Source organism: Sorangium sp. So ce362 (genome assembly GCF_051519845.1).
Classification (GTDB): Bacteria; Myxococcota_A; Polyangia; order Polyangiales; family Polyangiaceae; genus Sorangium.
Genome location: NZ_CP150332.1, coordinates 5,225,469 through 5,248,121 on the forward strand (window position 1 = coordinate 5,225,469; position 22,653 = coordinate 5,248,121).

The window sequence follows — 22,653 nt, forward strand, 5'->3', positions numbered from 1 at the left end:
TCTACCGTCAGCTGTTTATTGCCCTGACGCTGGAGACGCGGGGTAAGCTGGGCCCATGAAGGCCTTGCACCTGACCCTCGCCCTAGCCTGCCTTTTCACCACCGCGTGCGGCCGCGTGGAAAGCGATCTCTGCGACTACAAGTGTGACTGCGAGGGATGCAACGACCGCGAGTACGGCGATTGCCTCGATCGCTACGATATCCGGTACGAAGACGCAGACCGCCACGACTGTGTCGACCGCTACGACGAGCTCGTCGCGTGCGAGGACCATACCGGGATTTGCCGCGACTATAAGTGGGGTACGTCCTGCAAGAAGGAGAACGACGCGCTGAAAAAGTGCGTGGACTAGCTCCGCGCATCAGCAACCCCTGGCGGGATCTCTGACGCATGGAACCAGGCGCTGTCGGACGGCCTGCTGCGGAGGCCGCAGGAGCGCCGTCTCCGGCACCGGTGGCCCTGTGCGCTCGCCGCCGGCTCAGGGCCCGTCGCCCACCGCAACGGCGCCGCCGGGCGTGAGAGCTCCGGTGCGGCGGAACGCCTCGACGAGCCGCTCCGACGCCGTGTAGGGGTCGACCTCGCGCCGCGCGACGGCATGCACCGCCGCGTCGAGCGCGGGCCCGAGCACGGCGACCGCGGCGTCGGTGAGCGCGTCGCGGAGCTGCACGTGCATCGCCTCACGCAGGCGCTCTTCGCGGCGCGCGGCGCCCGCCTCGGTCCCGAACAGCCACGCCCGGTGCCCCTCCAGCCTGTCCACGAGCGCCGCCACGCCCTCGTTCCGCGTGGCCACGGTCCGCGCGATCTCGGGCTCCCACGGCCCCTCGGTCGGCGAGCCGCCCGGAGCCGCCCCGACAACGCGGGCGTGGTGCGCCGCGGCGCTGTGCCCGCGCGCCCGCCCCGACGCGCTCGCCACCTCGCCGCCGAGCGCGATCATGAGCTCCAGATCGCGCACCGCGGCGTCGGCGCCGTCCCGATCGGCCTTGTTCACGGCGAAGACGTCGGCGCACTCCAGGATGCCCGCCTTGATCGCCTGCACCTCGTCGCCCATCCCCGGCGCGACAACGACCAGGGTGGTGTGCGCCATGCGCGTGATCTCGAGCTCGTCCTGCCCTACCCCGACGGTCTCGACCAGCACGACGTCGGCGCCCCACGCGTCGAGCACCCGCGCGATGTCCACCGCCGAGCGCGACAGCCCGCCGAGCGCGCCCCGCGTCGCCAGCGACCGGATGAACACGTCGGGATCGCCGAAATGCGCCTGCATGCGGATGCGATCGCCGAGGATGGCGCCGCCGGTGAACGGGCTCGTGGGATCGATCGCCACCACGGCGACCCGGCGATCCTGCTTCCGGAACACGCTGATCAGCCGGTCGGTGAGCGTGCTCTTCCCTGCCCCCGGGTTGCCGGTCACGCCGAGGACCCAGGCCCGGCCGGTGTGGGGGAAGAGATCCTTCAGGATCGCGGCATAGTCGCCGGCGCGATCGTCGGCGAGCCGGCAGGCCCGCGCCGTCGCGCGCGTGTCGCGGGCGAGGACCTTCTCTGCGATCGGATGCACGCGAGCGGTCTAGGCCCGGCGGTACGGGGACACAACCGGGCCGCGGGCGGCGCGGCCCCGGCCTCTCTGCCTACACCCTACGCTGCCCCGCCGCCGCCGCCCGCCCCGCCGCCGGCCTGACCGCCGTCACCACCGCCGCCCGCCCCGCCGCCCGCCCCGCCGCCGGCCTGACCGCCGTCACCGGATGGCTCCCCGCCGGCCCCGCCCTCGCCGCTCGTCGACGAGCCTGCGCCCCCGGCGCCGCCCGCGGCGTCGCCACGGTCGACGATCGGCCTTGTCTGGCCGCACGCAAGGGCGAGCAGGGCGGAGAGCACAGCGCAGGAGGCGAACGCGAGCGCGCGATTCCACATGGGCGCGTTCTTGAAACGGGGCGCCCTCGAAGTCCAGCCGCGCGCTCACGTCAGGGCGCCGTGGGCGCGAGCTGGTCGATGCGCCCCCGGCCCAGCCGCGCGCTCACGTCAGGGACGTCAGGGCGCCGGCCGGTCGAAGCGCCGCCAGCGGCCATCGATGAGCCGCTCGTGCGGCAGGTACTGGGACTTGTAGACAAGCTGCGAGCACCTCTCGACGTAGAGGCCGAGGTACAGGTACCGCAGGCCCCAGGTGCGGCACAGCTCGAGCTGCTTCAGGATCGAGAAGACACCGGGGCTCAGCGGCTCGAGCTCGGGATCGTAAAAGGAGTAGACCGCCGACAGCGACTCCAGCCCGCGATCGACGATGGCGACCCCGACGAGGCGACCGCCGACGCGGTAGCGCATCTCGAACGTCTCGCAGCAGCTGTCCACGAGGAACGCCTCGTAACCCGCGGCGCCGAGCGGGACGTCGTCGCGCATGAGCCCCCTGCCGTGCTTGTGCAGGTTGTACAGCGCGACCCTCTCCCGCGTGGTCACGGGCGGGCCGATCTCGACGTCGACAACCTCCTCGCCACGGCGGAGCACCCGGCGCTGCGTGCGGCCGGGGACGAAGTCGCGCACGACGATCCTGATCGGCTCGCACGCGCGGCACGAGGGGCACTGGGTGCGGTAGAGCAGCTTGCCGTGGCGGCGGTTGCCCGCGACCAGCCTCCGGTCGAACTCCGCGCGCGTGAGCGGACGGATGGGCACGCGGAGCGGCATCCGCGCCTCGACCTCGGGGAGGTACGGGCAAGGGCTCACCTCATCGTGGACCGTGAGCTCTAGCGGGCCGGCCACCTCGTCCAGCCGAGGGAGCTCGACGTCCGACCCCGATGACGCATCTCGCTCGCTCGATGAGCCCATATCGCTGTCGATCCGAGCGCTCGAGACCCCGTCGACACGCCGGCCGATACATCCAGGGGATGCCCGTTGTGCGGTCACGTCAAGCAAAACCCAGAGCGGCCCGGGGCCGCCTGGAGATCCCGCCCGCTTGCACAGCGCCGGAATTCACCACCGACATGTGCGCATTCACATGTATTTGCATGAATTTACATGCATTTACATACAATAACGCTCGTGCACTCACCTCGTCCCTCTCGCCCTGCGCTCCGATCCGGACAGGCTGTGCGCGGAGTCCGCGCGGCGCGCCCTTTTCCCTTGGCCCGGAGGCCGGTATGACCCGGCGCGCGCCCGCGAGGAGAGGTCGGTCCGGTGAAGGGCCCGCCTCGCGCGAGCGACTCAAGAAAGGCCGAACGCTTTGGATCTCACAGGAAAACAGCGCCGCCATCTCCGGGCGCTGGCGCATCACCTCGACCCGATCGTGCAGCTCGGCAAGGCCGGGCTGACCGACGGGGTCGTCGCGGCCGTCGACGCCGCCCTGGAGCGGCACGAGCTCGTGAAGGTACGCCTGGGCACCGAGTGCCCGGACGATCAGGGCGAGGTCGCCGGCTCCCTCTCCGAGCGGCTCCGCGCCGAGGTGGCGCAGACCCTCGGCCGGACGATCCTGCTCTACCGGCGCCACCCCAAGCAGCCGAAGATCAAGCTGCCCGCAGGCGACTGACCGCGAGCCGCAGCAGGGGGCGCCCCGGATCGCCGGGGCGCCCGGGCCACGTCACACGTGCCGGAGCGCGGGGCGCTCGGCCAGCAGCTGATCGAGCCAGGCGTTCGAGAGCTTCTCCTGCACCGTGTTGGCCCGGAGCCTCGCGGCGAGGTTCTTGAAGTCGACGTGGTCGATGAGCTGGTCCTGGTTGAAGCACGAGAAGACCATCGTCTCCTTGCCCGTCTCCGGATCCACGTGGCGCTGGAGGCACTGCGCGCAGACCTCCTTCATCATGCACTGCATCGGCGAGTTGATGCTCGCGATGCCGACGTGCTTCGGATCCAGGTGCGGCGCCAGCACGCCGTGCCGCGCCTCGCGCACGGCGTTCATCATCTTGTCCGAGCCGATCGCGATGATGCGCCGGACCTCCGAGAGGCTCGCCAGCTCGCCGCCGAGCTGGCGCTCCGCGTAGGCCCGCATCGCCTGGACGATGTTGCCGCGGAAATGGCGGTCCGTCGCGCGCCGCGGGGCGATCTCCGCGCCGCTGTCCGTGCACCAGACGACCTGATCGGTCGCCACCTCGATGTCGTCCTGCTTGAAGAGATCCTCGCCCCGCCGGTAGCCGGCGAAGTAGATCACGCGGTCACCGCGCGCCTTCAGCGCCTTCGCGATCGAGAACAGCACGGCGTTGCCGAGCCCGCCGCCGGCGAGCAGCACCGTCTCCCCCTCGGGGAGGTCCGTCGGCGTCCCGGTCGGCCCCATCACGACGACCTCCTCGCCCGGGCGCAGCGCGGCGAGCAGCCGGGACGAGGCGCCCATCTCGAGCGCGATGAGCGAGAGCAGCCCCTTCTCCTTGTCGACCCACGCGCCCGTGAGCGCGAGCCCCTCCATCGCGAGCCGCGTGCCGCGGACCACCGGCGAGCTCACCTCGTAGTTCTGCAGCCGGTAGAACTGCCCGGGCTCGAACTTCCGCGCCGCCGCGGGCGCGCGCACGACCACCTCGATGATCGTCGGCGTGAGCCGCTCGACGCGCTCGACAACCGCGACGAGATCGTGATCGAGGCGGGCGAACAGGTCGCGCCGCCGCGCGTCGCGCGCCGCCTGCGGCTCCTCGCCGAGCCGGGCGATGTCGCGCCGGAACAGCGCGACGACGGACGGGTACGCGTCCTTGGCGCTCGCCATCGCCTTCACGACGCTCCCCGCGTAGTGCGGGTGGTTGTCGCCGTAGAAGCTCACCGCGTGCTCGCCGTCGTTGTAGCTCGTGAAGAAGCCCTCCCTCGGCTTGGCCGGCTCGACCTTGAGCGCGCCGCCCTCGTCGACGTACGCGCGGTGCGGCTGGAAGAACTGCCGCCACTTGTCGAACACGAACGAGCCCGGGCGCTCCTTCTCGTAGGTCACGTTGGGGCTCGTCCCGGCCGCCACGCACACGGTGCGGGCAGGGATCGAGACCGTCTGCCCCGCGCTCCGCCACTTGCCGTCCACGACCTCCTGGCGATCGAACACGAGCGAGGACACGCACCCGCGCTCGTCGAGCACCGCCTCGATCGGGGCGAGGTTCTCGACGTAACGGATGCCCTCCTCGAGCGACTTGGCGACCTCCTCGTGGTTCAGCCGGTAGGCCGGCGAGTCGATGAGCCGCTTCCGGTAGACCAGCGAGACGCCGCCCCACGCGTCGATCAGCCCCTGGAACCGCGGCGGCCGCCCCTCGCGCGCGGCGCGGGCGCGCTCGTCGCGGATCTCCTCGGCGTGGCGCCGCTGCTCGACAAGGAAATCCCGCTCCTCCTCGTCGAACATCGCGAGGACCGAGGCCTCGCCGCGCTCCGCGACGAGCGCGTCGAGCCGGTCAGCCGTCTTCTCGGCCTGCACGATGTAGTAGGCCGCGAGCTCGGTCGCGGTGTCGATCGCCGTGAGGCCGCCGCCGATCACCACCGCGGGCAGCCGCACCTGCAGGTTCGCGAGCGCCGAGCGCTTGTAGGCGCCGGCCAGCTGCAGCGCCATCAGGAAGTCCGAGGCCTTGCGGATGCCGCGCGCGAGGTTGTTCTTGAGCGGGATGATCGTCGGCCGCCCCGCGCCCGCCGCGATCGCGACGTGGTGGAACCCGAGCCGGAAGGCGTCGTCGAGATCGATCGTGCCGCCGAACCGCACGCCGCCGTGGATCCGGAGCAGGCGCTGCCGGGCGAGCGTGACGTAGAGGACGGTGAGGAAGTTCTTGTCCCACCGCACCGTGATCCCGTACTCGCTCACCCCGCCGAAGCCGAGGAGGACGCGCTCGTCGAGCTCGGTGTAGAGCCGCTTGAAATCCCTGACCGGCCGCGGCGGGCGCGTCTCGTCGCCCGTGAGCTCGACCGGCAGCGGCTCGATCTTCAGCCCGTCGATCGACACGCACGCGAAGCCCTGCCGGGTGAGGTGGTGCGACAGGGTGTAGCCGGCCGGGCCGAGGCCCACGACGAGCACGTTCTTGCCGTTGTACGGGAGCGCGTGCGGCCGCAGCGCGTCGAGCGGGTTCCACCGCGTGAGCAGCCCGTAGATCTCGAGGCCCCACGGGAGCGACAGCACGTCCGTGAGCGCCGCGGTCTCGATCTGCGGGATGTCCACCGGATCCTGCTTCTGAAAGACGCACGCCTTCATGCAGTCGTTGCAGATGCGGTGCCCGGTGCCGGGGCACATCGGGTTGTCGATGCAGACGAGCGCGAGCGCGGCGATCGACTCGCCCCGCCCGCGCATCGTGTGCATCTCGCTGATCTTCTCTTCGAGCGGGCAGCCGTGGAGCTCGACGCCGAGCGGGTTCGACTTGATCGCGCCGGTCTTGTTGTCGCGCAGGCCCTTCGAGCACGAGTCCTTGTCGCGATCGTGGCAGAGAAGGCAGTAGTCGACCTGGCTCTCGACCTCGCGGGGCCCCGCCCGCCGGTCGGTCAGCGCGAAGCCGTCGCGCTCCCTCCGCTCGTGCTCCGGCCCGACGAGGAGCTCGGCCGAGCCCGGGCCGTCGCCCGCGCCCTTCTTGTGCAGCTGGACGAGCGCCTGGTAGTCGAGCGTGCGCGGCGCCTTGAGCGTCGGCCAGCGCCGCGCCGGATCGTGCTCGTCCGCGCGGCGCGCCGCGAGCCACGCCTCGACGGCGTCGAGCGCGAACGAGACGACCGCCGCGTCCTCGGCCTCCGTCGGCTCCGCGCCCGCGACCGAGACCGCCTGCGCCACGCGCTCCGCGAGCGCCGGGTCCTCCCGCAGCGCCGCGCGCGCCTTCGCCGCCCGCCCGCGGAGTTCGTCCGTCCACTTCGCGCCGCCGGCCTTGGCGGCCTTGCGCGCGATCTCGTCGACCTCGATCAGCGCGAGCGCCGCGCGCGCGACCGCGAGCTCCTCGGCGGCGGAGCCGCTGTCGAGCGCGCTCGCCGGCGCGCCCATGGCCACGAGCGACCGCCGCGCCGCGTGCGCCGCCTCGACGTGCGTGCCCTGCCACGCCTTCCCCGGGCTCGGCTTGAACAGCCGCTTCTTGGAGAACTCGCGCTTGAAGTCCCAGAGCGCGCCGCGCTCGAGGGTCGCGTCGATCTGCGCCTGGGTCTCCCGCTCGACGCGGAAGAGCGTGGTCACGAAGCGGCCGACGTACGGCGCCGCCGCGAGCAGCGCCTCGGAGACCTGCTCCGGGGTGAGCGCGGTCCGGACCGCGTCGCCCCCCGCGGCGCCGGAGGCCCCCGCCGGCTCGGCGCGCAGGGCGGCCCGGTACGCGTCGAAGCGCGCGAAGGCGCCCTCGTCCGACGCATGGAAATACTCTTCGAAGCGCTCCGTCAGCTCGGCGAGCTTCGCAGGGTCGAAGAGGTCGGCGTAACCGAAACCAGGGATTCCGAGCTCGAGCTCGGAAGCATCGGAGGTGGCCTGCACCCACGCAGAGAAGTCACCCTGCACTCCAGCGTTCGCTTCCATACCCGCGGCAAATGCTTTCTATTTCAAGGGGTTTGCTCCCTCGGCGAGGGCGCGTTCACCCGATCCCGAGAGCGACATAAAGTAGCACCGGGCGGTACCGCCGACCTGTATCACGGACAACATTCATCGCGCCCGCGCCGCGCTCGCCGACGCGAGCGCGCATTCGTTGCGCGTTCGCCGCGTGCGCCGCGCTCGCCGACGCGAGCGCGCATTCGTTGCGCGCTCGCCGCGCTCGCCGCGTTCGCCACGCTCCCCGCGCTCGCCGCGCCGGCGAGGCGAACGCAGGGGCGTCGCGGTCAGAAACCCTGCGAGACGACGCGCTCGATCGTGTGGGTCGAGATGTTGCCCGCGATGACGTCGGGATCTCGCAGCAGCGCCTGGTGCAGCGGGATGTTCGTGCGGATGCCGCCGATGATGAACTCGTCGAGCGCGCACCGGAGCCTGGCGATCGCCTCGGCCCGGTTCGCGCCGTGCGCGATCACCTTGGCGACCAGCGAGTCGTAGGCGCTCGGGACGCGGAAGCCGCCGTACACGCCGGAGTCGACGCGGATCCCGACGCCGCCGGGGGAGTGGTACTCGGTGATGAGCCCGGGCCACGGCACGAACGAGCGAGGATCCTCGGCGTTGACCCGGCACTCGATGGCGTGGCCGCGGAAGCTCCAGGGTCGCGTGTCGGGCAGCGTGAGGCGCTCGCCGGCGGCGGCGAGGATCTGCTGCGCGACCAGATCGACGCCGGTCACCATCTCGGTGACCGGGTGCTCGACCTGCACGCGGGTGTTCATCTCCATGAAGTAGAGATCGCCGCGGTCATCCATCAGGAACTCGAGCGTGCCGAGGCCCGTGTAGCCGGTCTCGAGGACCGCGGCCCGGATGATGTCGCCCATCCTGGAGCGCTTCTCGTTGTCCATCGCCGGGCTGGGCGACTCCTCCATCACCTTCTGGTGCCGGCGCTGGAGCGAGCACTCGCGCTCGCCGAGCGTCCACACGCCCCCGTGCTGATCCGCGAGCACCTGGAACTCGATGTGGCGCGGCGCCTCGACGTAGCGCTCGAGGTAGACGTCCGGGTTCTTGAAGCCGTTCATGGCCTCCTGCGTCGCGATCTCGAACGAGCGCTGCACCTCGCCGTCGTGGCGGACGATGCGCATGCCCCTGCCGCCGCCGCCCCCGGAGGCCTTCAGGATCACCGGATAGCCGACGCGCTCGGCCTGCTCGCTCGCGTCCTCCGCGCTCGTGAGCACGCCGGTGCCGCTGAGCATCGGGATGCCGAAGCGCTTGGCGACCGCGCGCGCGGACACCTTGTCGCCCCAGGTCCGCATCGCCTCGGCGGTCGGCCCGATGAAGGTGAGCCGGCACTTCTTGCAGAGCTCGGCGAACTTCGGGTTCTCCGAGAGGAACCCGTAGCCCGGGTGGATCGCGTCGGCGCCCGTGACCTCGGCGGCGGCGATGATCTGCGGGATGTTGAGGTAGCTCTTCGACGCGTCGGCCGGGCCGACGCACACGGCCTCGTCCGCGAACCGGACGTGCAGCGCCGCGGCGTCCACCTCGGAGTGGATCGCGACCGAGCGGATGCCGAGCAGGCGGCAAGCGCGGATGACACGCATCGCGATCTCGCCGCGATTGGCGATCAGGATCTTCTGGAACACGGCACCCTCGCCCCGGCAGCGCTAGCTGCCCCGGACCTTGAAGAGACGCTGCCCGAACTCGACCGGCTTGCCGTTGTCGACGAGGATCTCGACGATCGTGCCGGGGGAATCCGCCTCGATCTCGTTCATCAGCTTCATCGCCTCGATGATGCACAGCGCCTGACCCACGCGGATCGCGCTCCCGATATCGACGAAGGGCGGCGCGTCAGGAGACGGCGAGCGGTAGAACGTGCCGACGAACGGCGAGGTGACGTACGAGATCCCCTCGTCGCTCGCCGCGTCGGGCGCCGCCGGCGGCAGCGCCGCAGCAGGCGCGGCCGCCGGCGCGAGCTGCGCGGCGGGCGCCGCGGCCGGCGCGCTCTGGAGATGGTACGCGACCGGCGCGAGCGGCGGCGCCCCGCCCTGCGGCACGAGGCCCCCGCGCGTCAGCCGGATGCGAACGTGTTCGTCCTCGAACTCGAAGTCGCTCACGTTGCGCTTCTCTAGGAGGCGCACCAGCGCCCGCAACTGCTTGAGGTTGATGTTCATGGAAGGACGTTCGGCCATCGATGTTTGCCGCCTTTCAACCAGAGTGACGGCGCATGTTCAACCTCTTTCGTCCGATCGCAGCTTCTCCAGGTGCCCGAGCAGCCCGAGCAGCCCGAGCACGTACGAGCTCGGACCGAAGCCCGCGACGCGCGCCATGCACGCAGGCGCGATGCGGGAGCGGCGGCGGAACGGCTCGCGAGCGTCCGGGTTGGAGATGTGCACCTCGACGGTCGGAAGCGCGCACGCGCGGATCGCGTCGTAGAGCGCGATGGAGGTGTGCGTGTAGGCACCGGCGTTGAGGAGGATGCCGTGGAAGCCGCGATCGCCGGCGTGGCTGATCGCGGTCACGAGCTCCCCCTCGCAGTTCGATTGCATGCACGACACCGTGGCGCCGTGGGCCCGAGCGGCCTCCTCGACGGCGCCGTGGATATCATCCAGCGTGGCCGTGCCGTAGATCGCTGGCTCGCGCTTGCCCAGCCGATCGAGGTTCGGCCCCGAGATGACCGAGATCCTGAAGCTGCTCAGACGAGCTCCTTCAGCAGCACCGGCACCTTGGTGCGCAAGAGGTACCGGGCCTTGCCGATGTTCGCGTCGGGCGTCATCGAGAAGGCCACGAAGTACGAGTTGTTCACGACGCGGATCAGCGTGGTGACCTTCTCCGCCTGGATCGCGATCTCGGCGGCGTTGCCCGCGTCGAGCATCTCGGCGGCGCGCTGGATCGACTTCAACACGACGCTGAACTCCGCGCCGATGGTGGTGATGTCGAACGCGGCCCCGGGCTTGGAGTAGCTGTCGACCGCGATCCCCTCGAAATCCATGAGAAGGGTCGCGATGCCGCCCTCGGTGTTCTCTACGACTTCCTTCAGCACGGCCTGGAACATGCGCCGAGACTACCCAAGCGCGGCACGATCGGGAAAACAAACGAACGGGACCCGCCGTCACGCGCCTCGGCCCGGGCGGCCGGCGCTCACCCGCGCCGGCCGTCCGGCAGCGCGCGCCCAGCGGTGAGGAGGGAGGAAACGGAGAGGAGGGAGGAAACGGACAGCCCGCGGAGACGCAGCCGAGCCACCGCGCGCAACACCGCGAAAGCGCGCGCCGTCCGCCCGGCAGCGCGGCGAAGCGCGCTGATATAACGATGAACGGCGAGCGCGCTTTGCCTCTTGCATCCTGGTCCCAGCCGGGCGATTCCCGCCCCAGGGGACCCGCTCCAAAGCACGCCTTGACCCTTGTCCCGGCGAGCGGCTAACGTGCGGCCGTTCTTTCGCCTCGCGGCAAGGCCGTGGGCGGATCCCGCCGGAGCATCTCACCGGCGGGACGACGTGAAACGTGGTCGGAGCGGCGTACGCCGCACCCGCCAGCTCATCAAGAAAAACAAGGACGGCCCAACATCTATGCGTGCGCGAGCCGGGGATCCCCCCCGCACGATGCCCCAGAAGATCCTCGCCGGGCGGGCGACGGATCCTCAGCTGCGGGGTGATCTCGTTCAGGTCAAGGTCGATCAGGTAATCCTCTCCCGGGCGCCATCGCGCGCGCTGGCCGAGGCCATCGCCACGGGCATGAAGAAGACGCCGGTCGAAGTCGCCGTCGCCTACGACGGCACCTGCGTGGCCGACGCGAGTTCGCTCGCGGACACCGACGAGGGGAGCCCGCACTCGGTGTCGCCCGAGTTCCCGACCTACAATATCCCGATCGCGCGGCCCGGCATCGGCTTCCCCGCCCCCGTGCACCTCGAGCGCTTCGCCGCGCCGGCGCGGCTCGCCCTCACCGACGACCCGCGCCTCGCGACGGTCGGCGGCATCGGCATGCTGTCGCTCGTCGTCTCGCCGAGCCAGCTCGGGCAGGCGCTCGCCACGGGCTCGGCCTGGCTCCGGCCGCCGCGGAGCGTCCAGATCCACCTCTCGGGCCGGGTGCGGCCGTTCGTGTGCGCGCGGGACGTCGCCCTCGAGCTGCTCCGCAGGAACCTCGACGAGGTCGTGCGGCGCATCGAGGGCGAGCACCACGCGCCGGTGATCCTCGAGTTCGCCGGGCCGAGCGCGCGGCTCCTCTCGGTGGGCGACCGCGCGGTGCTCTGCGGCATCGCGCCGCAGGTGGGCGCGGCGGCGGCGCTGTTCGTGAGCGACGAGAAGACGGAGGTCTTCCTCCGCGATCAGCGCAGATCGAAGGCCCACCGGGCGCTCGTCCCGGATCCGGGCGCGCCCTGCGAGGAGGTCGTCTCGATCGACCTCGGCACGGTCGACCCTCTGCTGATGGACGAGGAGGGCGTGGTCCGGCCGGTCCGCGATCTCGCCGGCAAGCCGGTGGCGCAGGTCGTCCTCGGGGGCGACTCCGGCGTGACGTTGCGCGACATGCTCGCGGCGGCGCTGCTGCTCAAGTCGAAGCGCGTCCCGTCACGGCTCGATCTGCTCGTCGCGCCGCCGTCGCGGCAGGTGCTCGAGGTGCTCGCGCAGTCGGGGGCGCTTGTCGATCTCGTGGCGACGGGCGCGCGGATCATCGAGCCGGACAGGCGCGTCGTGACCTCGGAGATCTACCCGCCGCCGCCCGGCGGCCTGTCGCTGCGCACCGCCGATCCGGAGCCGCGCATCGCCGGGGCGCCGTCGTTCGTCGTGGCCTCGGCCGAGACGCTGGCCTACGCCGTGGCCACGGGCTCGGTCGGCGATCCGCGGTCGTTCAAGCGGCCGGTGCGGGTGACCGTGCCGCGGGCGCTGCCGACCGACGACGTGCTGATCCTCCGCGACAAGAAGGGCGAGCAGGTGAGCACGAAGAAGCCGCCGCCGGCGCCCGCGGCGGTGCCCTGGAATGGGCCGCTGACGCTCGACGTGCTCGCGGGCGTGCCGAAGGCGAACGGGCGCGCGGCGGTCGGGGTGCGCGGGCGCAAAGCCCCTGGCCCGGTCGAGCCGGCCGCGCCTGTCGCCGACGACGACAGGGCGCCGGCCGAGAGCGCGGCGGCCGGCGGGGTGGCGCTCGTCCTGTCGACGCTCGACGAGGTGCGGGCGGTCGCCGAGCGCGCGACCGATCTGTCGGCGGTGCGCGCGGTGGTCGCGCCCTTCGTGCCGAGCACCGCGGTGTCGGCGTTCGCGAGCGAGGGGATCGCCACGTTCCTCGTCGGCGCGGAGGCGCTCGGCAGCATCAAGGGGCAGAAGAGCGTGGAGCTCCCCGCCCCCGCCCAGTGGGGCGATCGCGTCGCGGCCGTCTTCGACGGCGAGCGCGTCGAGGTGGCCTGGCTCGCGACGGGCATGGAGCGGAGCTGGACCCACGCCGGCACCGTGCGGCAGCCGCTCATCGCGAGCAAACCAGCGCGGTAGCGGGGCGAGCGCGCCCCGCTTCCGGTGGGGATGCAGGGCATCCTCACCGGAAGCGGGGCGCGGAGCCTCCCCGCCGGGAACCGGGGAACGAGAGCTCGGCGCTCAGGGCGCCGCGCGCACCGGGGCGAGCGGGGCGAGGAGCTTGATCTCGTTCGTGAGATCGCGGAAGCGGATCTGCTGCTCGTTGATCTGCATCTCGAGCACGATGACGCGCTTCGTGATCTCGTCGAGGCGCGCCGACGCCTTCGCGAGCCGGTCGGTGAGATCGCGGCGGAGCTCGTCGGCGGTCCTGTTCTTCTCGATCGCACGGAGGTTCTGCCGGAGCTCGTGGCTCTGCTGCTGGAGGCGCTCCTGCTCCGCGATCAGCTTGTCGCGCTCGTCGATGGCGGGGCGCAGCTTGCCCCGGACGTCCCAGGCCTGGCCGAGCTGCTTCGCCACGGTCGCGTCTGCGCGCGGGTCCTTCAGGTAGGCCTGCACCGCGTCGTCGGCGAGCTGGCTGAGCCAGTCGATCTGCTGCCGGAAGAGCCGTCGCTCGTCCACGTCCAGCACCGCCGTCCCTCGCCGCGGCACGTCGATCGGCACGAGCGCGCTGCCCGTGCCGACGTTGTCCTCGGTGCCCTTCGGGGGCGCGTGCAGGCGCGTCCCGTGCAGGCGGGGGTGCTTCACGAGCGTCCTCGCCGCGAGATCGCCGCCGTTGCGGACGGCGTACTTGGTGTGCGTCACCCAGTCGCGCTCGATCTCGAGCGCGCCGCCCTCGATCTTCGCGATGCGCGCGCCCTCCGCGCTCTCCTCGCGCGCCGTGTCGACGGCGAGGCCCCGCTCCAGCGCGAACGGCACCGTCGTCGTGGCCCCCGGCGGCAGCGGCTCGACCATGCCCTGGCCGAGGAACGAGCCGTTCTCGAAGACCGCGATGGGGCCGCGCTCGAGGAGCCCCTTCGTGTCGTTCGTGAAGCGCGCCACCCGGAACGGGTGGGAGCTCGACGCGGGCACGCCGCCGTCGGGCGCGAACAGGAAGATCGACTCGCCGGGCACCTGCTTCGCGAGGAGCAGGACCATCGTCGCGCTCCGGTCGGGGATGTCGACCGGGAACGGGATGTCGTACCGCGTCGTGCCCGCCTCCATCGCGACCGCGGCGAGGGCGCTCATGTTGCGCGGCGGCGACGGGTTCATCATGGCCTTGCTGTCCATGGCCGCCGGATCGTCGGCGAACACCGCCCCGCCCCGCTGCGGCCCCGCGGCGCCAGGCGCGCCACCGTAAGCCCGCTTCGCCGCCGGCCTTGAGGGCACCTTGGCCGTCGCGGCCCGGCTCGCGGCCCCTGTCCTGCCGGCGGCGACGCCCTCCTCGGCACCGAAGACGTACTCGTGGGCGGCCTCTACCTCCGCCTGCGGCGCAGCCAGCGCCGGCATGGGCGGCGGCGGGGGCGGCGCGGGCGACGCGGCCTCGGTGGCCAGCGTGGTCTCGCTCGTCGGCACGGACGCGATCACCTCGCCCTGGTCGCTGACGATGGGGCGCGGCGGGATCGCCGCCCGGTCGAGCGTCGCCTGGAAGGCGAGCGGCGCGCCCGCCACGAGCGACAGCTTCACGCCATTCCAGTCCTCGCCCGAGAGGTTCTGCACGATGCCCCACGCCTGGAGGTGCGCCTGCTTCGACGTGGCGCGCGGGTCCACGCTCGCGGCGCCCGGAGCCCCGATCGCGCCCATCACGAGCCGGTAGGAGGGGCGCCACACCGGCGTCTCGGCCACGTAGCCGACCACGAGGTCGTGCTCGCGCCCGTCGAGCGTCAGCTTCACGTTCTCGAGCTCGTCCCGCTTCTTCTTCGCCGCCGTCGCGCCCTTGTCCCCGGGCGGCGGCGCGACCGTCACCTCGGGCCCGGGCGCCGCCGGTGCGTCGTCCTCGTCCGAGCCGTCGTCGACCTCGACCGGGAACGACGCGCTCCGGACGCTGCTGCCGCCGGCCTCGATGACCGCGAGCGTCGCGAGGAAGTCGCCGACCTTTTCCTTGCGCACGCGGAAGGTCACCTGATCGGCGTCGATGATCCCCCGGCGCTCGAAGTACGCGACGCCGTTCCTGTAGATGACCACGCGGCGGAGCGCGAGCCCCGAGGCGTCCACATCGGGGACGCGCGCGCAGCCGGCGAGCAGAGAGAGAGCGAAGAGCAGGCCGGAGCCCGCTCGCGCGACGTCGTACCGTCTCATGATGTCCGTGGGTTTCTCTTGGGTCAGCTGTCGGTAGGCGCCGTCGAGGCGCGGCGCCAGTCGGGCGGCAGGTCGAGAAAGCCCTCGTTGCAGAGGAACTCGTAGAGCCCCTCGCAGACCTCGCCGCAGATCATGCTGAAGAGCTGGGGATCGGTGATGAAGAGGATCGTCTCGTCGCGCTCAGCGCCGGCCGTGTCGGCCAGCTGGGCGACCAGCTCGTCCTCGGCGAAGCCGATGAGCATCACCATGAGGTGGCGCTCGAACGCCGCGCGGAAGCGAGGGAAGGCCTCGCTCGTCACCTTGTACGCGAACGCCCTGCCCTCGAACGTGCCCGCGTCACGCACGACCCGCGCGGCGATCTCGCCGAGGCTCTGGGCGAGGCGCACGCTGAAGAAGTCGACGAGCACGGCGTGCACCACCGAGACGATGCGCCTGAGCTCGCTCGATCGGCGCGACAGGAAGGCGTCCTGCATGTCCTTCGTGAGCTTCGCGAGCAGCTCGAACGACTGCTCCCGCGCCTCCTCGGAGGCGAACTCGAAGCCGTCGAGCTCGGTCTCGATCCGGTTCTTGTAGCGGGTCAGCACGTAGAAGAGCGCCTGCTCGCCGTGGTGGATCACCTTCGGCGCGCCGTCGCGGCCCCGCGTCTTCTCGTGGAGCTCGGACTGGAAGAACAGGCGGGCGAGGTTCTTGTGGATCTTCTTGAGCCGCCGCTCGACGAGCAGCGAGATGCCGTCCTCGCGGATGACCCGCTCGAGCAGGGTGCGGAGGGTCTTCTCGTGCGCGTCGCGGATCGCGTCGTGGTTCCTCGTCCCACGCTCCGGCGCGCCCGCGGAGGCCTGGATCACCTTCAGCTGGGCGACGACCTGCGCGGTGACCGCGTCGAGCTGGGGGTTGGTCTCGAGATCGGCGCGGTAGTGGACGATGCGGGCCTGCATCTGCTCTTCGAGCAGGCCGAGCGCCATCTCGGTGATATGGTCCTTCAGCGCCTGGCTGACGTGCTCGCCCACGCGCCGCGGCGCGTTGGGCGGGAGCGACCGCGGCGGCTCGAGCGCCGCCCTCTCCCCCGGCCTGGCACCGGGTTGCGATCGGCCCGAAGGCGGCAGCGGCGGCGGGTTCCGAGGGGCCGAGGCCATGAACAGGGAGCATACCGGAAGTCGCGCGCGGTGTGCGGCTTTGGCGGAGCGGCGCAAGTCGGAGTAAGACGGCGCTCATGCACACGGTCGCTTCACGTACGAGAGTCTGGGAACCGGAAGGACAACGCGCGCCCTCGTGCTCGGCGCCCCCTCTCGCGGCGCCCCCGCGCCTGGCCCGCCGGCGCCTCGCGGCGACGCTCGCGCTCGCGCTCGTCAGCGCCGGAGCGGGCTGCTCCCGCGAGGGCGACGGCCACCCCCCGCCCGCGCGCACGCCGGAGCCCACGGCGCGGCAGGAGCCCGTCGCGGCCGGATCGCAGGCCGCCGCGGAGGGGAGCGCCGCGGCGGCGGCCGACGGCACCGCCGCCGCGGGCAAGGAGGGCAACCCTGCGGAGGCGCCGGCAGCGCAGCGCCCGAAGATGAACGTGCTCGTGATCTCGATCGACAGCCTGCGCGCGGACATGCCGTGGAACGGCTACGAGCGCGACATCGCGCCCACGCTGACGGCGTTCGAGAAGAAGGCGGTCAGCTACACGCGCCACTATGCGATCTCGTCGTACACCTCGATGAGCGTCGGCGGCTTCCTCGCCGGCCGGTACCCGAGCGCGGTCGAGCGCAGCGGCTACTTCTTCGGCAACTACCCCGACAGCGTCGTGATGTTCCCGGAGCTCCTGCAGAAGGCCGGGGTGCGGACGATGAGCGCGCACGCGCACTTCTACTTCGACCAGAAGGCGGGGTTCCGGCAGGGCTTCGACGTGTACGAGATCGTGCCCGGGCTCTCGGCCGACAACACGACCGACCGGAACGTGACGAGCCCCGGGCACCTGGAGCTCGCGATCAAGATGCTCTCCGACAAGGCGAACACATCGGGCACCTTCTTCGCGTACTTCCACTTCCTCGATCCGCACGACGTGTACATGACGCACGAGGGGATCGAGCCGTTCGGCAAGCGCGCCCGCGACAAGTACGACGGGGAGGTGAAGTTCACCGACATGCACGTGGGAAAGTTGCTCGATTTCGTCGCGAAGCAGCCGTGGGGGAAGGACACGGCGATCATCGTGACCGCGGACCACGGCGAGGCGTTCGGCGAGCACAAGATGTATCGCCACGGCTTCGAGGTGTGGGACGTGCTCACCCACGTGCCGCTGATGATCCAGGCGCCCGGGGGGATCACCCCGCGCCGGATCAACGTGCCGCGCAGCTCCATCGACCTCGCGCCCACGATCCTGGAGCTGACCGGCGCCCCGCCGGAGCCGTCGTTCTCGGGCACGAGCCTCGTGCCCGAGCTCTACGGCGCGAGCGCCGAGCCGCGCGACGTCATCGTCGATCTGCCGCGCACGAGCGACAACGACCGGCGCAGGGCGCTCATCAACGGGCGGCACAAGCTCATCGCCTACGGCGACGACGACGCGTTCGAGCTCTTCGACGTCATCGCGGATCCGGGGGAGACGAAGGATCTCAAGCGCGAGCAGGCGGCCGTCTTCGAGGCGATGAAGGCGATCTACAGGGAGCGCTCCGCCGCCATCAAGGACGTCTGCCCGAAGAACACGGCGAAGCTCAAGGGGAAGAAGAAGAACAAGCCGTGCTAGCGGGCGCAGACGCTCGGAGCTAGCGCGCCGGCGAGGCGACGGTGATCGTCACGACGTCGTCCTCGCCCGCCTCGCTCGCGGCGCGCGCCACGAGGCGGGCCCCTCCGCACTCCAGGTGCAGCACGACGGGCGCCACCACCTCGCGGCTGCACGACGGATCGCCGGAGACGCGCGCCGCGAAGGCGCCGCGCGAGAGCTCGACCGCCAGGGAGATCCCGCCGATGCGGCCCTCGGGGTCGTCCGGGGCGACCTCGCGCGCCGAGCGCGCCTCCTCGAGGCGCGTGAAGAGATCGGGCCCCCGGATCGCGACCTCGATCGGGCGGCCCGCCGCGTCCTGGAGGACGGCGACCTCGATCTCCGCCTGCCGCGGCGCGCTCTCGCCGCCGGCGTTCACGACGAACGGGAGCGCGATCCGCTTCGCGCAGGCGGCGGCGCCCGGGGGCGCGCGCTCGTCGGCCGGCGCGCACCGGGGCGCCGGCAGCGTCAGGCTGAACGGGACGATCACATCGGCAGGCGCCTCCGCGAGCGGGCGCCCCCAGGCCTCCCTGCCCAGGAACCGGCGCAGCCACGCGGCGAGCTCCTCGCGGATCCGCGCGCGCTCCGCCCGCTGCCTCGAGAGGTGCGCATCCGTCTGCTGGGCCGCGCGCGAGAGCGGGTCGCCGGCGCTGCGCTCCCGGACGAGCGCGCGCAGCCGGTGGGTCGCCTCCGCGCGGAACGCGCCCCTGGGCAGCGTGGCCAGGTACGCCGCGAGGCCGGCGGTGGTCCCGCGCTTCGCGGCGTAGTAGACCGGCTCGGCCCGCGCGAGGTACGCGCGCACCTCGGCGGCGAAGGCCCCCTCCGGGTGGCGCTCCAGGTAGGCCGACGCCGCCGCGAGCCGCCCCTCGAGGGTCCTCGATACGCGCGTCGCCCGGTACGCCGCATAGTCGTCGTAGCTCGCGAGGAGCGCCGGCTTCGAGGCGCACCCGGACAGGGCCGCGACGAGCGCGGCGCACGAGAGCCCCCGCGCGGCCCTCGCGAGGCGTCGACCCGACGCGACTGCGCCGCGCCCGCTCACGGCGCCTCTTCCAGTGGGCAAAAATTGCACTCCGTCGGGATCGACGCGCCCTCGTCCGCCATGTGATCGCGGTACTCGCCGCAGCTCGCCGTGTTGAGCTTGTGCAGGCACACCTCGCCGTCGTGGACCAGCGGATAGCAGCCGGCCGGGAGCTCCGGCGCGGCCTCGAAGCCGCAAGCGGCGGCGCAGGCGCGCGTGCGCAGGCCACAGTCCTCGCACTGGGCGCAGTCGATCTGCGCCTTGAGCGCGAAGAACTTGTACGGGTCGAGCTCCTCCGGCGCCTGCCCGCAGCTGCCGATGTCGCCCACGACCGGCGCGATGCCCACGAGGAGCAGCAGCGCCGCGACCCCCGCGGCCTCGCTCGCCCGGAGGCGCCCGCGGCGCCGCTCGCGCCCCGGCGAGCTCATGGCAAGAGCTCGTGCTCGATCATGAGCCCGAGCTGCGCGGAGACGACCGGATAGACGGTGTACGCCGCGTCGTACGTCGCGGCGCCGTAGAAGAGATCCCCGACGATCTCGCCCGAGAGCGCCACGCCACCGAGGAGGAAGTACCCGAGCCCCACGGCGAGCTCGCCGCCGACGTTCACGTCGGGCTCGATCAGGATCGCCGCGCCGAGGCGCCCGTACGCGAGCGCGCGCGTGAGGCCGCGGTAGGCGACGAAGTAGCTCGGCGTGAGCGACTCCTGCGGCACGCCGTCCACCGCGATCGACAGGCGCAGCGCACCGCCGTGCTGGACGCCATCGGCCGGCCCCAGCGCCAGCGCGACGCCGAGATCGAGGTACCCCGCGGTCAGCGAGAGCGACTCCGCCGTCTCCCCGAGCTGCGTCTGCAGGCGGTACGGGTTGTTGAACCGGATCCCGGTCCCCATCGCGAGGGTCGACACGACGCGCCCCGCCGTCCCCGGCGGCCGCGAGAGCGCGCGGTACGCATCGAGCGCGGCGCCCCCGCCCTCCTGCGGCGCCTCCGCGCCGCGGGCGGCAGCAGGCTGGGCCGCGGCGGCGCGCCCGAAGGACGCCCCGAGGAGAACGGCCACGAGCGCAAGCCCGGTCCGGAGTTCCAGCATCGCCACGAGCCTTCTACCCCGAGGTGGCGCTCGCTGGCACGCTCAATTGCGTCCCGGCCGCGCGCGGCGCGCGCCTCGTCCGCGCGCCGCGCCCCGGCGACGGCGCAGCACGCAGCCTTCGGCACGGTCCTCGCCCCCGTTGCGTATCCGCCCGCTGCACCTGCGGACCGGACCCTGCATGGGGAGACCACCGTGAGCAATTCAAGCACCCGAGGCAGGCAGAGCACCGCCGCACCTTCGTCACCGCCACGCGCGCCGCGCACGAGCACGACGCAGCGCCGAGAACGAGAAGATCGCAGCGACCCGGGAAGGCCCCGCAGGCACGCGCAGGCTCCTCAGAGCGCCGCGCGCTGGCCCGGGACGAGCGAGCTGGACGAGCCGTTCATCGACATGATGGACGCCGCCGCGGCGCCCCCGCTGCGCGGCAAGGTGAGCCCGCGCAGCGAGATCAGCGACGTGATCCCGACGCTCGACGACGAGGTCCGCGGCTACCACCACCACCCGAACGATGCCGGCTGCACCGAGTTCGAGGTGAACCCCGACGCCGCCGACGCCGCCGCCGATCTGGCGAGCGATCTCGGGGCGGAGTTCCTCGAGGGAGCGACGCGGGGGCAGGACATCAGCGACGTCGTGATGTCGCACGACGACGACGACGTCGACCTGCCCTATCTCCTGGAAGACGAGGAGGTCGAGTCCGTGGAGCCGGACGCCGAAGAGGACGAGCAACCTGTGACCCAGCGGATGCGAAGCGTGGGCTGAGAAGCAGCCCGCGCCGGCGCGGCGAGGCCGCGGCGCGCTCCGCCACGCTCGGCGCGAGCAGCCCCGGCCGGGTCACGCCTGCCCGAGCACGGGCAGCTCCGCCACCACCTCCCCGTCGATGCGGATGAAGGCCAGCAGGCCCTCGTCCTCGTAGGCCAGCACATCGAGCACGATCCGCTCGCACAGCGGCAGCACGTACAGCGCTCCGTCGTCCGCCATCACGGTCATGGATCGCACAGGTGCGCTCGCCGTGGGCAGCGTCTCCGTGATCCGTCGTCGCGCATCCATGTTGCTTGAGCTCCCAGGCTTGAATCGAGCTCCGGCCACCGCCGGCGCCGCGAGGCTAGAGGGCCTGCCCGCCCTCCCACCAAGCGCCTTCCGTGCCACCGCGCTCGCGCTGCAGCGTCAAAGCCGGCGACGTTCCACGGCGACATACGGGTTTCGCTCCGCCCGCGCCGCTGCGCCGCAGCAGCTCGGCCGCAAGCGGCGCCGCCCCCCGCCCGCAGCGGAGCGAGGCCCTTCGGAGCGCAGCGAGGACGCGAAATCGAGCCATCTCCGGCCTCTCCGCGGACCACGGCGCGCGCCCGCCCGCCCGGCCGCGCGCGTTCACCGCGGCCGACGCGCGCCTCCGGCGTCCGGCGCCGATGCCACGGAAAGGACCTTTCGCGCGAGCTTGGAAACGCCGAACTCCAGCACGCCCGGATCGAGCCACGCCGCCTTCTCGTAGGGGGCGGCAAGCTTTGCCCGGCAGCGCCACGGGGCCGCCACCTCGGCGCGCGCCACCGTCACGTCGAGCCGCCGGTGCGTGAGGATGTGGCGCACGCGGCCGACCTCGCGGAGCGGCGCGTCAGGCCCGACGCCGACCTGCTCGAGGAGCGCGCGGGCGTCCGCGAGCGCGCGCGCCTCGACCATGGGCGGCTCCCAGAGCCCGCCGAAGAGACCTCCCTCGGCGCGCCGGGCGAACAGCACGCGGTCGCCCGATCGCACCACCGCCGCGACCATCTCGACCGCCGGGACGTCGCGCTTCGGGGCGATCACCGGCAGCTCCGCCTGCCGCCCCAGCGCGCGCGCGGCGCACGCGCCGTCGACGGGACAGGCATCGCAGCGGGGGTTGCGGGGCGTGCACACGGTCGCGCCGAGCTCCATCAAGGCCTGGTTGAAGCGTCCCGGATGGACGCTGCCCGCGGGGCCCCGCACGAGGCGTTCCGCGGCCGACCAGAGCTTGCGCGTGCCCGAGGCGCTGCGGATCTCGTCGTCGATGCCCTCGATGCGGGAGAGCACCCGGGCGACGTTGCCGTCGACGAGAGGCACCGGCTGATCGTACGCGATGCTCGCGATCGCGCCCGCGGTGTACGCGCCGACGCCGGGCAGGGCGAGGAGCGCCGGGACGTCGCGGGGGAGCGCGCCGTCGTGGCGCGCGGTGATCTCGCGCGCGGCGAGGTGGAGCACGCGCGCGCGGCGGTAGTAGCCGAGGCCGCTCCACAGCGAGAGCACGTCGTCGATCTCCGCGGAGGCGAGGGCGGAGACCGTGGGGTAGCGGGCGAGGAAGCGCTCGTAGTACGGGATCACCGTGTCGACGCGGGTCTGCTGGAGCATCACCTCGCTCAGCCAGATCGCGTAGGGGTCGCGCGTCCTGCGCCACGGCAGGTCACGCGCGACGCGGTCGAACCAGGCCCCGAGGGCGGCCGCGATCTCCAGGTCGCGCTCGCTCGGGTCCGGCGGCGCCGGCGGGGACGCGCTCGCGCCCTGCTCACCGGGCGAGGCGCGGCGGCGCGGCGCGCGCTCCTGATCCTGGCTCTGGCGTGAGCCCGCGCCGGAGCGCGCGGGTGTTGTCTGGCGTGAGCCCGCGCCGGAGCGCGCGGGCGGGCGGGGCGTCGTGCTCACGCGCGAGGGGCCCGCCCTCTGCAACGTCGGCGCGGATCGCGCGCGTCGTCGTGCCTCGCTTTGTGCGGATTGCGCGGCCGCCGCTCGCTGCGCTCAGAAAACGCTTCCATCGCGC

The 22,653-nt window shown here is 72.4% G+C and carries 20 protein-coding genes; 5 read left to right on the top strand and 15 right to left on the bottom strand.

Annotated features, from left to right (window positions below):
• Positions 1 to 55: 55 nt before the first annotated feature.
• Positions 56 to 349 (top strand): hypothetical protein, encoded by a 294-nt coding sequence (locus WMF17_RS20305; RefSeq protein ID WP_437650795.1) that lies wholly within the window; start codon positions 56 to 58, stop codon positions 347 to 349.
• A gap of 126 nt (positions 350 to 475) precedes the next feature.
• Here WMF17_RS20305 and meaB read toward each other — a convergent pair whose 3' ends face one another.
• The 3 genes from meaB to WMF17_RS20320 form a co-directional block, all read right to left on the bottom strand.
• Positions 476 to 1,549, bottom strand: coding sequence for a methylmalonyl Co-A mutase-associated GTPase MeaB (gene meaB, locus WMF17_RS20310; RefSeq protein ID WP_437603725.1), 1,074 nt, complete (start codon positions 1,547 to 1,549; stop codon positions 476 to 478).
• Positions 1,550 to 1,626: 77 nt separating this feature from the next.
• On the bottom strand, positions 1,627 to 1,899 hold the full coding sequence (locus tag WMF17_RS20315; protein ID WP_437603726.1) for a hypothetical protein: 273 nt from the start codon (positions 1,897 to 1,899) through the stop codon (positions 1,627 to 1,629).
• A gap of 117 nt (positions 1,900 to 2,016) precedes the next feature.
• Complete coding sequence (locus WMF17_RS20320; protein WP_437603727.1) at positions 2,017 to 2,802, bottom strand: arginyltransferase; 786 nt, start codon at positions 2,800 to 2,802, stop codon at positions 2,017 to 2,019.
• A 394-nt stretch (positions 2,803 to 3,196) separates the two neighbouring features.
• On the opposite strand from WMF17_RS20320, the gene yhbY reads away from it, so the two are divergent.
• The gene (gene yhbY / locus WMF17_RS20325; RefSeq protein ID WP_437603728.1) at positions 3,197 to 3,499 is read left to right on the top strand and encodes a ribosome assembly RNA-binding protein YhbY; all 303 of its coding nucleotides are present in this window, start codon (positions 3,197 to 3,199) and stop codon (positions 3,497 to 3,499) included.
• A 51-nt stretch (positions 3,500 to 3,550) separates the two neighbouring features.
• On the opposite strand, the gene WMF17_RS20330 is transcribed toward yhbY, so the two are convergent.
• From WMF17_RS20330 to WMF17_RS20350, 5 genes are all read right to left on the bottom strand, one after another.
• Entirely contained in the window at positions 3,551 to 7,390 is a 3,840-nt protein-coding gene (locus WMF17_RS20330; protein ID WP_437650797.1) for an FAD-dependent oxidoreductase, read from the bottom strand.
• Between the two features lie 296 nt (positions 7,391 to 7,686).
• On the bottom strand, positions 7,687 to 9,033 hold the full coding sequence (gene accC, locus WMF17_RS20335) for an acetyl-CoA carboxylase biotin carboxylase subunit (protein WP_437603730.1): 1,347 nt from the start codon (positions 9,031 to 9,033) through the stop codon (positions 7,687 to 7,689).
• A 21-nt stretch (positions 9,034 to 9,054) separates the two neighbouring features.
• Positions 9,055 to 9,579 carry an acetyl-CoA carboxylase biotin carboxyl carrier protein gene (gene accB, locus WMF17_RS20340; RefSeq protein WP_437603731.1) on the bottom strand — a complete coding sequence of 175 codons (525 nt, stop codon included), beginning with the start codon at positions 9,577 to 9,579 and terminating at the stop codon, positions 9,055 to 9,057.
• 39 nt (positions 9,580 to 9,618) lie between these two features.
• Positions 9,619 to 10,086 (bottom strand): type II 3-dehydroquinate dehydratase, encoded by a 468-nt coding sequence (locus WMF17_RS20345; RefSeq protein WP_437604279.1) that lies wholly within the window; start codon positions 10,084 to 10,086, stop codon positions 9,619 to 9,621.
• Positions 10,083 to 10,442 carry a roadblock/LC7 domain-containing protein gene (locus tag WMF17_RS20350; RefSeq protein ID WP_437581352.1) on the bottom strand — a complete coding sequence of 120 codons (360 nt, stop codon included), beginning with the start codon at positions 10,440 to 10,442 and terminating at the stop codon, positions 10,083 to 10,085. Before WMF17_RS20350 ends, WMF17_RS20345 begins: the two co-directional genes overlap by 4 nt.
• A 543-nt stretch (positions 10,443 to 10,985) precedes the next feature.
• On the opposite strand from WMF17_RS20350, the gene WMF17_RS20355 reads away from it, so the two are divergent.
• The gene (locus tag WMF17_RS20355; protein WP_437650799.1) at positions 10,986 to 12,863 is read left to right on the top strand and encodes an aconitase family protein; all 1,878 of its coding nucleotides are present in this window, start codon (positions 10,986 to 10,988) and stop codon (positions 12,861 to 12,863) included.
• 102 nt (positions 12,864 to 12,965) lie between these two features.
• Here the strand turns inward: WMF17_RS20355 and WMF17_RS20360 are convergent, their stop codons facing one another.
• Both WMF17_RS20360 and WMF17_RS20365 read right to left on the bottom strand, forming a co-directional pair.
• A complete protein-coding gene (locus WMF17_RS20360; protein ID WP_437650800.1) occupies positions 12,966 to 15,059 on the bottom strand; it encodes a hypothetical protein in 2,094 nt (697 codons plus the stop codon).
• Between the two features lie 23 nt (positions 15,060 to 15,082).
• On the bottom strand, positions 15,083 to 16,192 hold the full coding sequence (locus WMF17_RS20365; RefSeq protein ID WP_437650802.1) for a hypothetical protein: 1,110 nt from the start codon (positions 16,190 to 16,192) through the stop codon (positions 15,083 to 15,085).
• 77 nt (positions 16,193 to 16,269) lie between these two features.
• Between WMF17_RS20365 and WMF17_RS20370 the strand changes: the two genes are divergently transcribed.
• Complete coding sequence (locus WMF17_RS20370) at positions 16,270 to 17,778, top strand: sulfatase (protein WP_437603736.1); 1,509 nt, start codon at positions 16,270 to 16,272, stop codon at positions 17,776 to 17,778.
• A 19-nt stretch (positions 17,779 to 17,797) separates the two neighbouring features.
• Here the strand turns inward: WMF17_RS20370 and WMF17_RS20375 are convergent, their stop codons facing one another.
• From WMF17_RS20375 to WMF17_RS20385, 3 genes are read right to left on the bottom strand one after another with little or no spacing between them, the layout of a single operon-like run.
• A complete protein-coding gene (locus tag WMF17_RS20375; RefSeq protein WP_437650804.1) occupies positions 17,798 to 18,832 on the bottom strand; it encodes a hypothetical protein in 1,035 nt (344 codons plus the stop codon).
• Complete coding sequence (locus WMF17_RS20380) at positions 18,829 to 19,239, bottom strand: hypothetical protein (RefSeq protein ID WP_437603738.1); 411 nt, start codon at positions 19,237 to 19,239, stop codon at positions 18,829 to 18,831. Before WMF17_RS20380 ends, WMF17_RS20375 begins: the two co-directional genes overlap by 4 nt.
• A complete protein-coding gene (locus WMF17_RS20385) occupies positions 19,236 to 19,895 on the bottom strand; it encodes a hypothetical protein (protein WP_437650806.1) in 660 nt (219 codons plus the stop codon). The genes WMF17_RS20380 and WMF17_RS20385 overlap by 4 nt, the downstream gene beginning before the upstream one ends.
• Positions 19,896 to 20,285: 390 nt before the next feature.
• Here WMF17_RS20385 and WMF17_RS20390 point away from each other — a divergent pair, with 390 nt between their 5' ends.
• Positions 20,286 to 20,654: a hypothetical protein gene (locus WMF17_RS20390; protein WP_437650807.1), complete on the top strand. Its 369-nt coding sequence runs from the start codon at positions 20,286 to 20,288 to the stop codon at positions 20,652 to 20,654.
• A 72-nt stretch (positions 20,655 to 20,726) separates the two neighbouring features.
• On the opposite strand, the gene WMF17_RS20395 is transcribed toward WMF17_RS20390, so the two are convergent.
• Together WMF17_RS20395 and mutY are read right to left on the bottom strand one after the other, a co-directional pair.
• On the bottom strand, positions 20,727 to 20,942 hold the full coding sequence (locus WMF17_RS20395; protein WP_437603741.1) for a hypothetical protein: 216 nt from the start codon (positions 20,940 to 20,942) through the stop codon (positions 20,727 to 20,729).
• Between the two features lie 318 nt (positions 20,943 to 21,260).
• Positions 21,261 to 22,538 (bottom strand): A/G-specific adenine glycosylase, encoded by a 1,278-nt coding sequence (gene mutY / locus WMF17_RS20400; RefSeq protein ID WP_437650809.1) that lies wholly within the window; start codon positions 22,536 to 22,538, stop codon positions 21,261 to 21,263.
• Between the last annotated feature and the right edge of the window lie 115 nt (positions 22,539 to 22,653).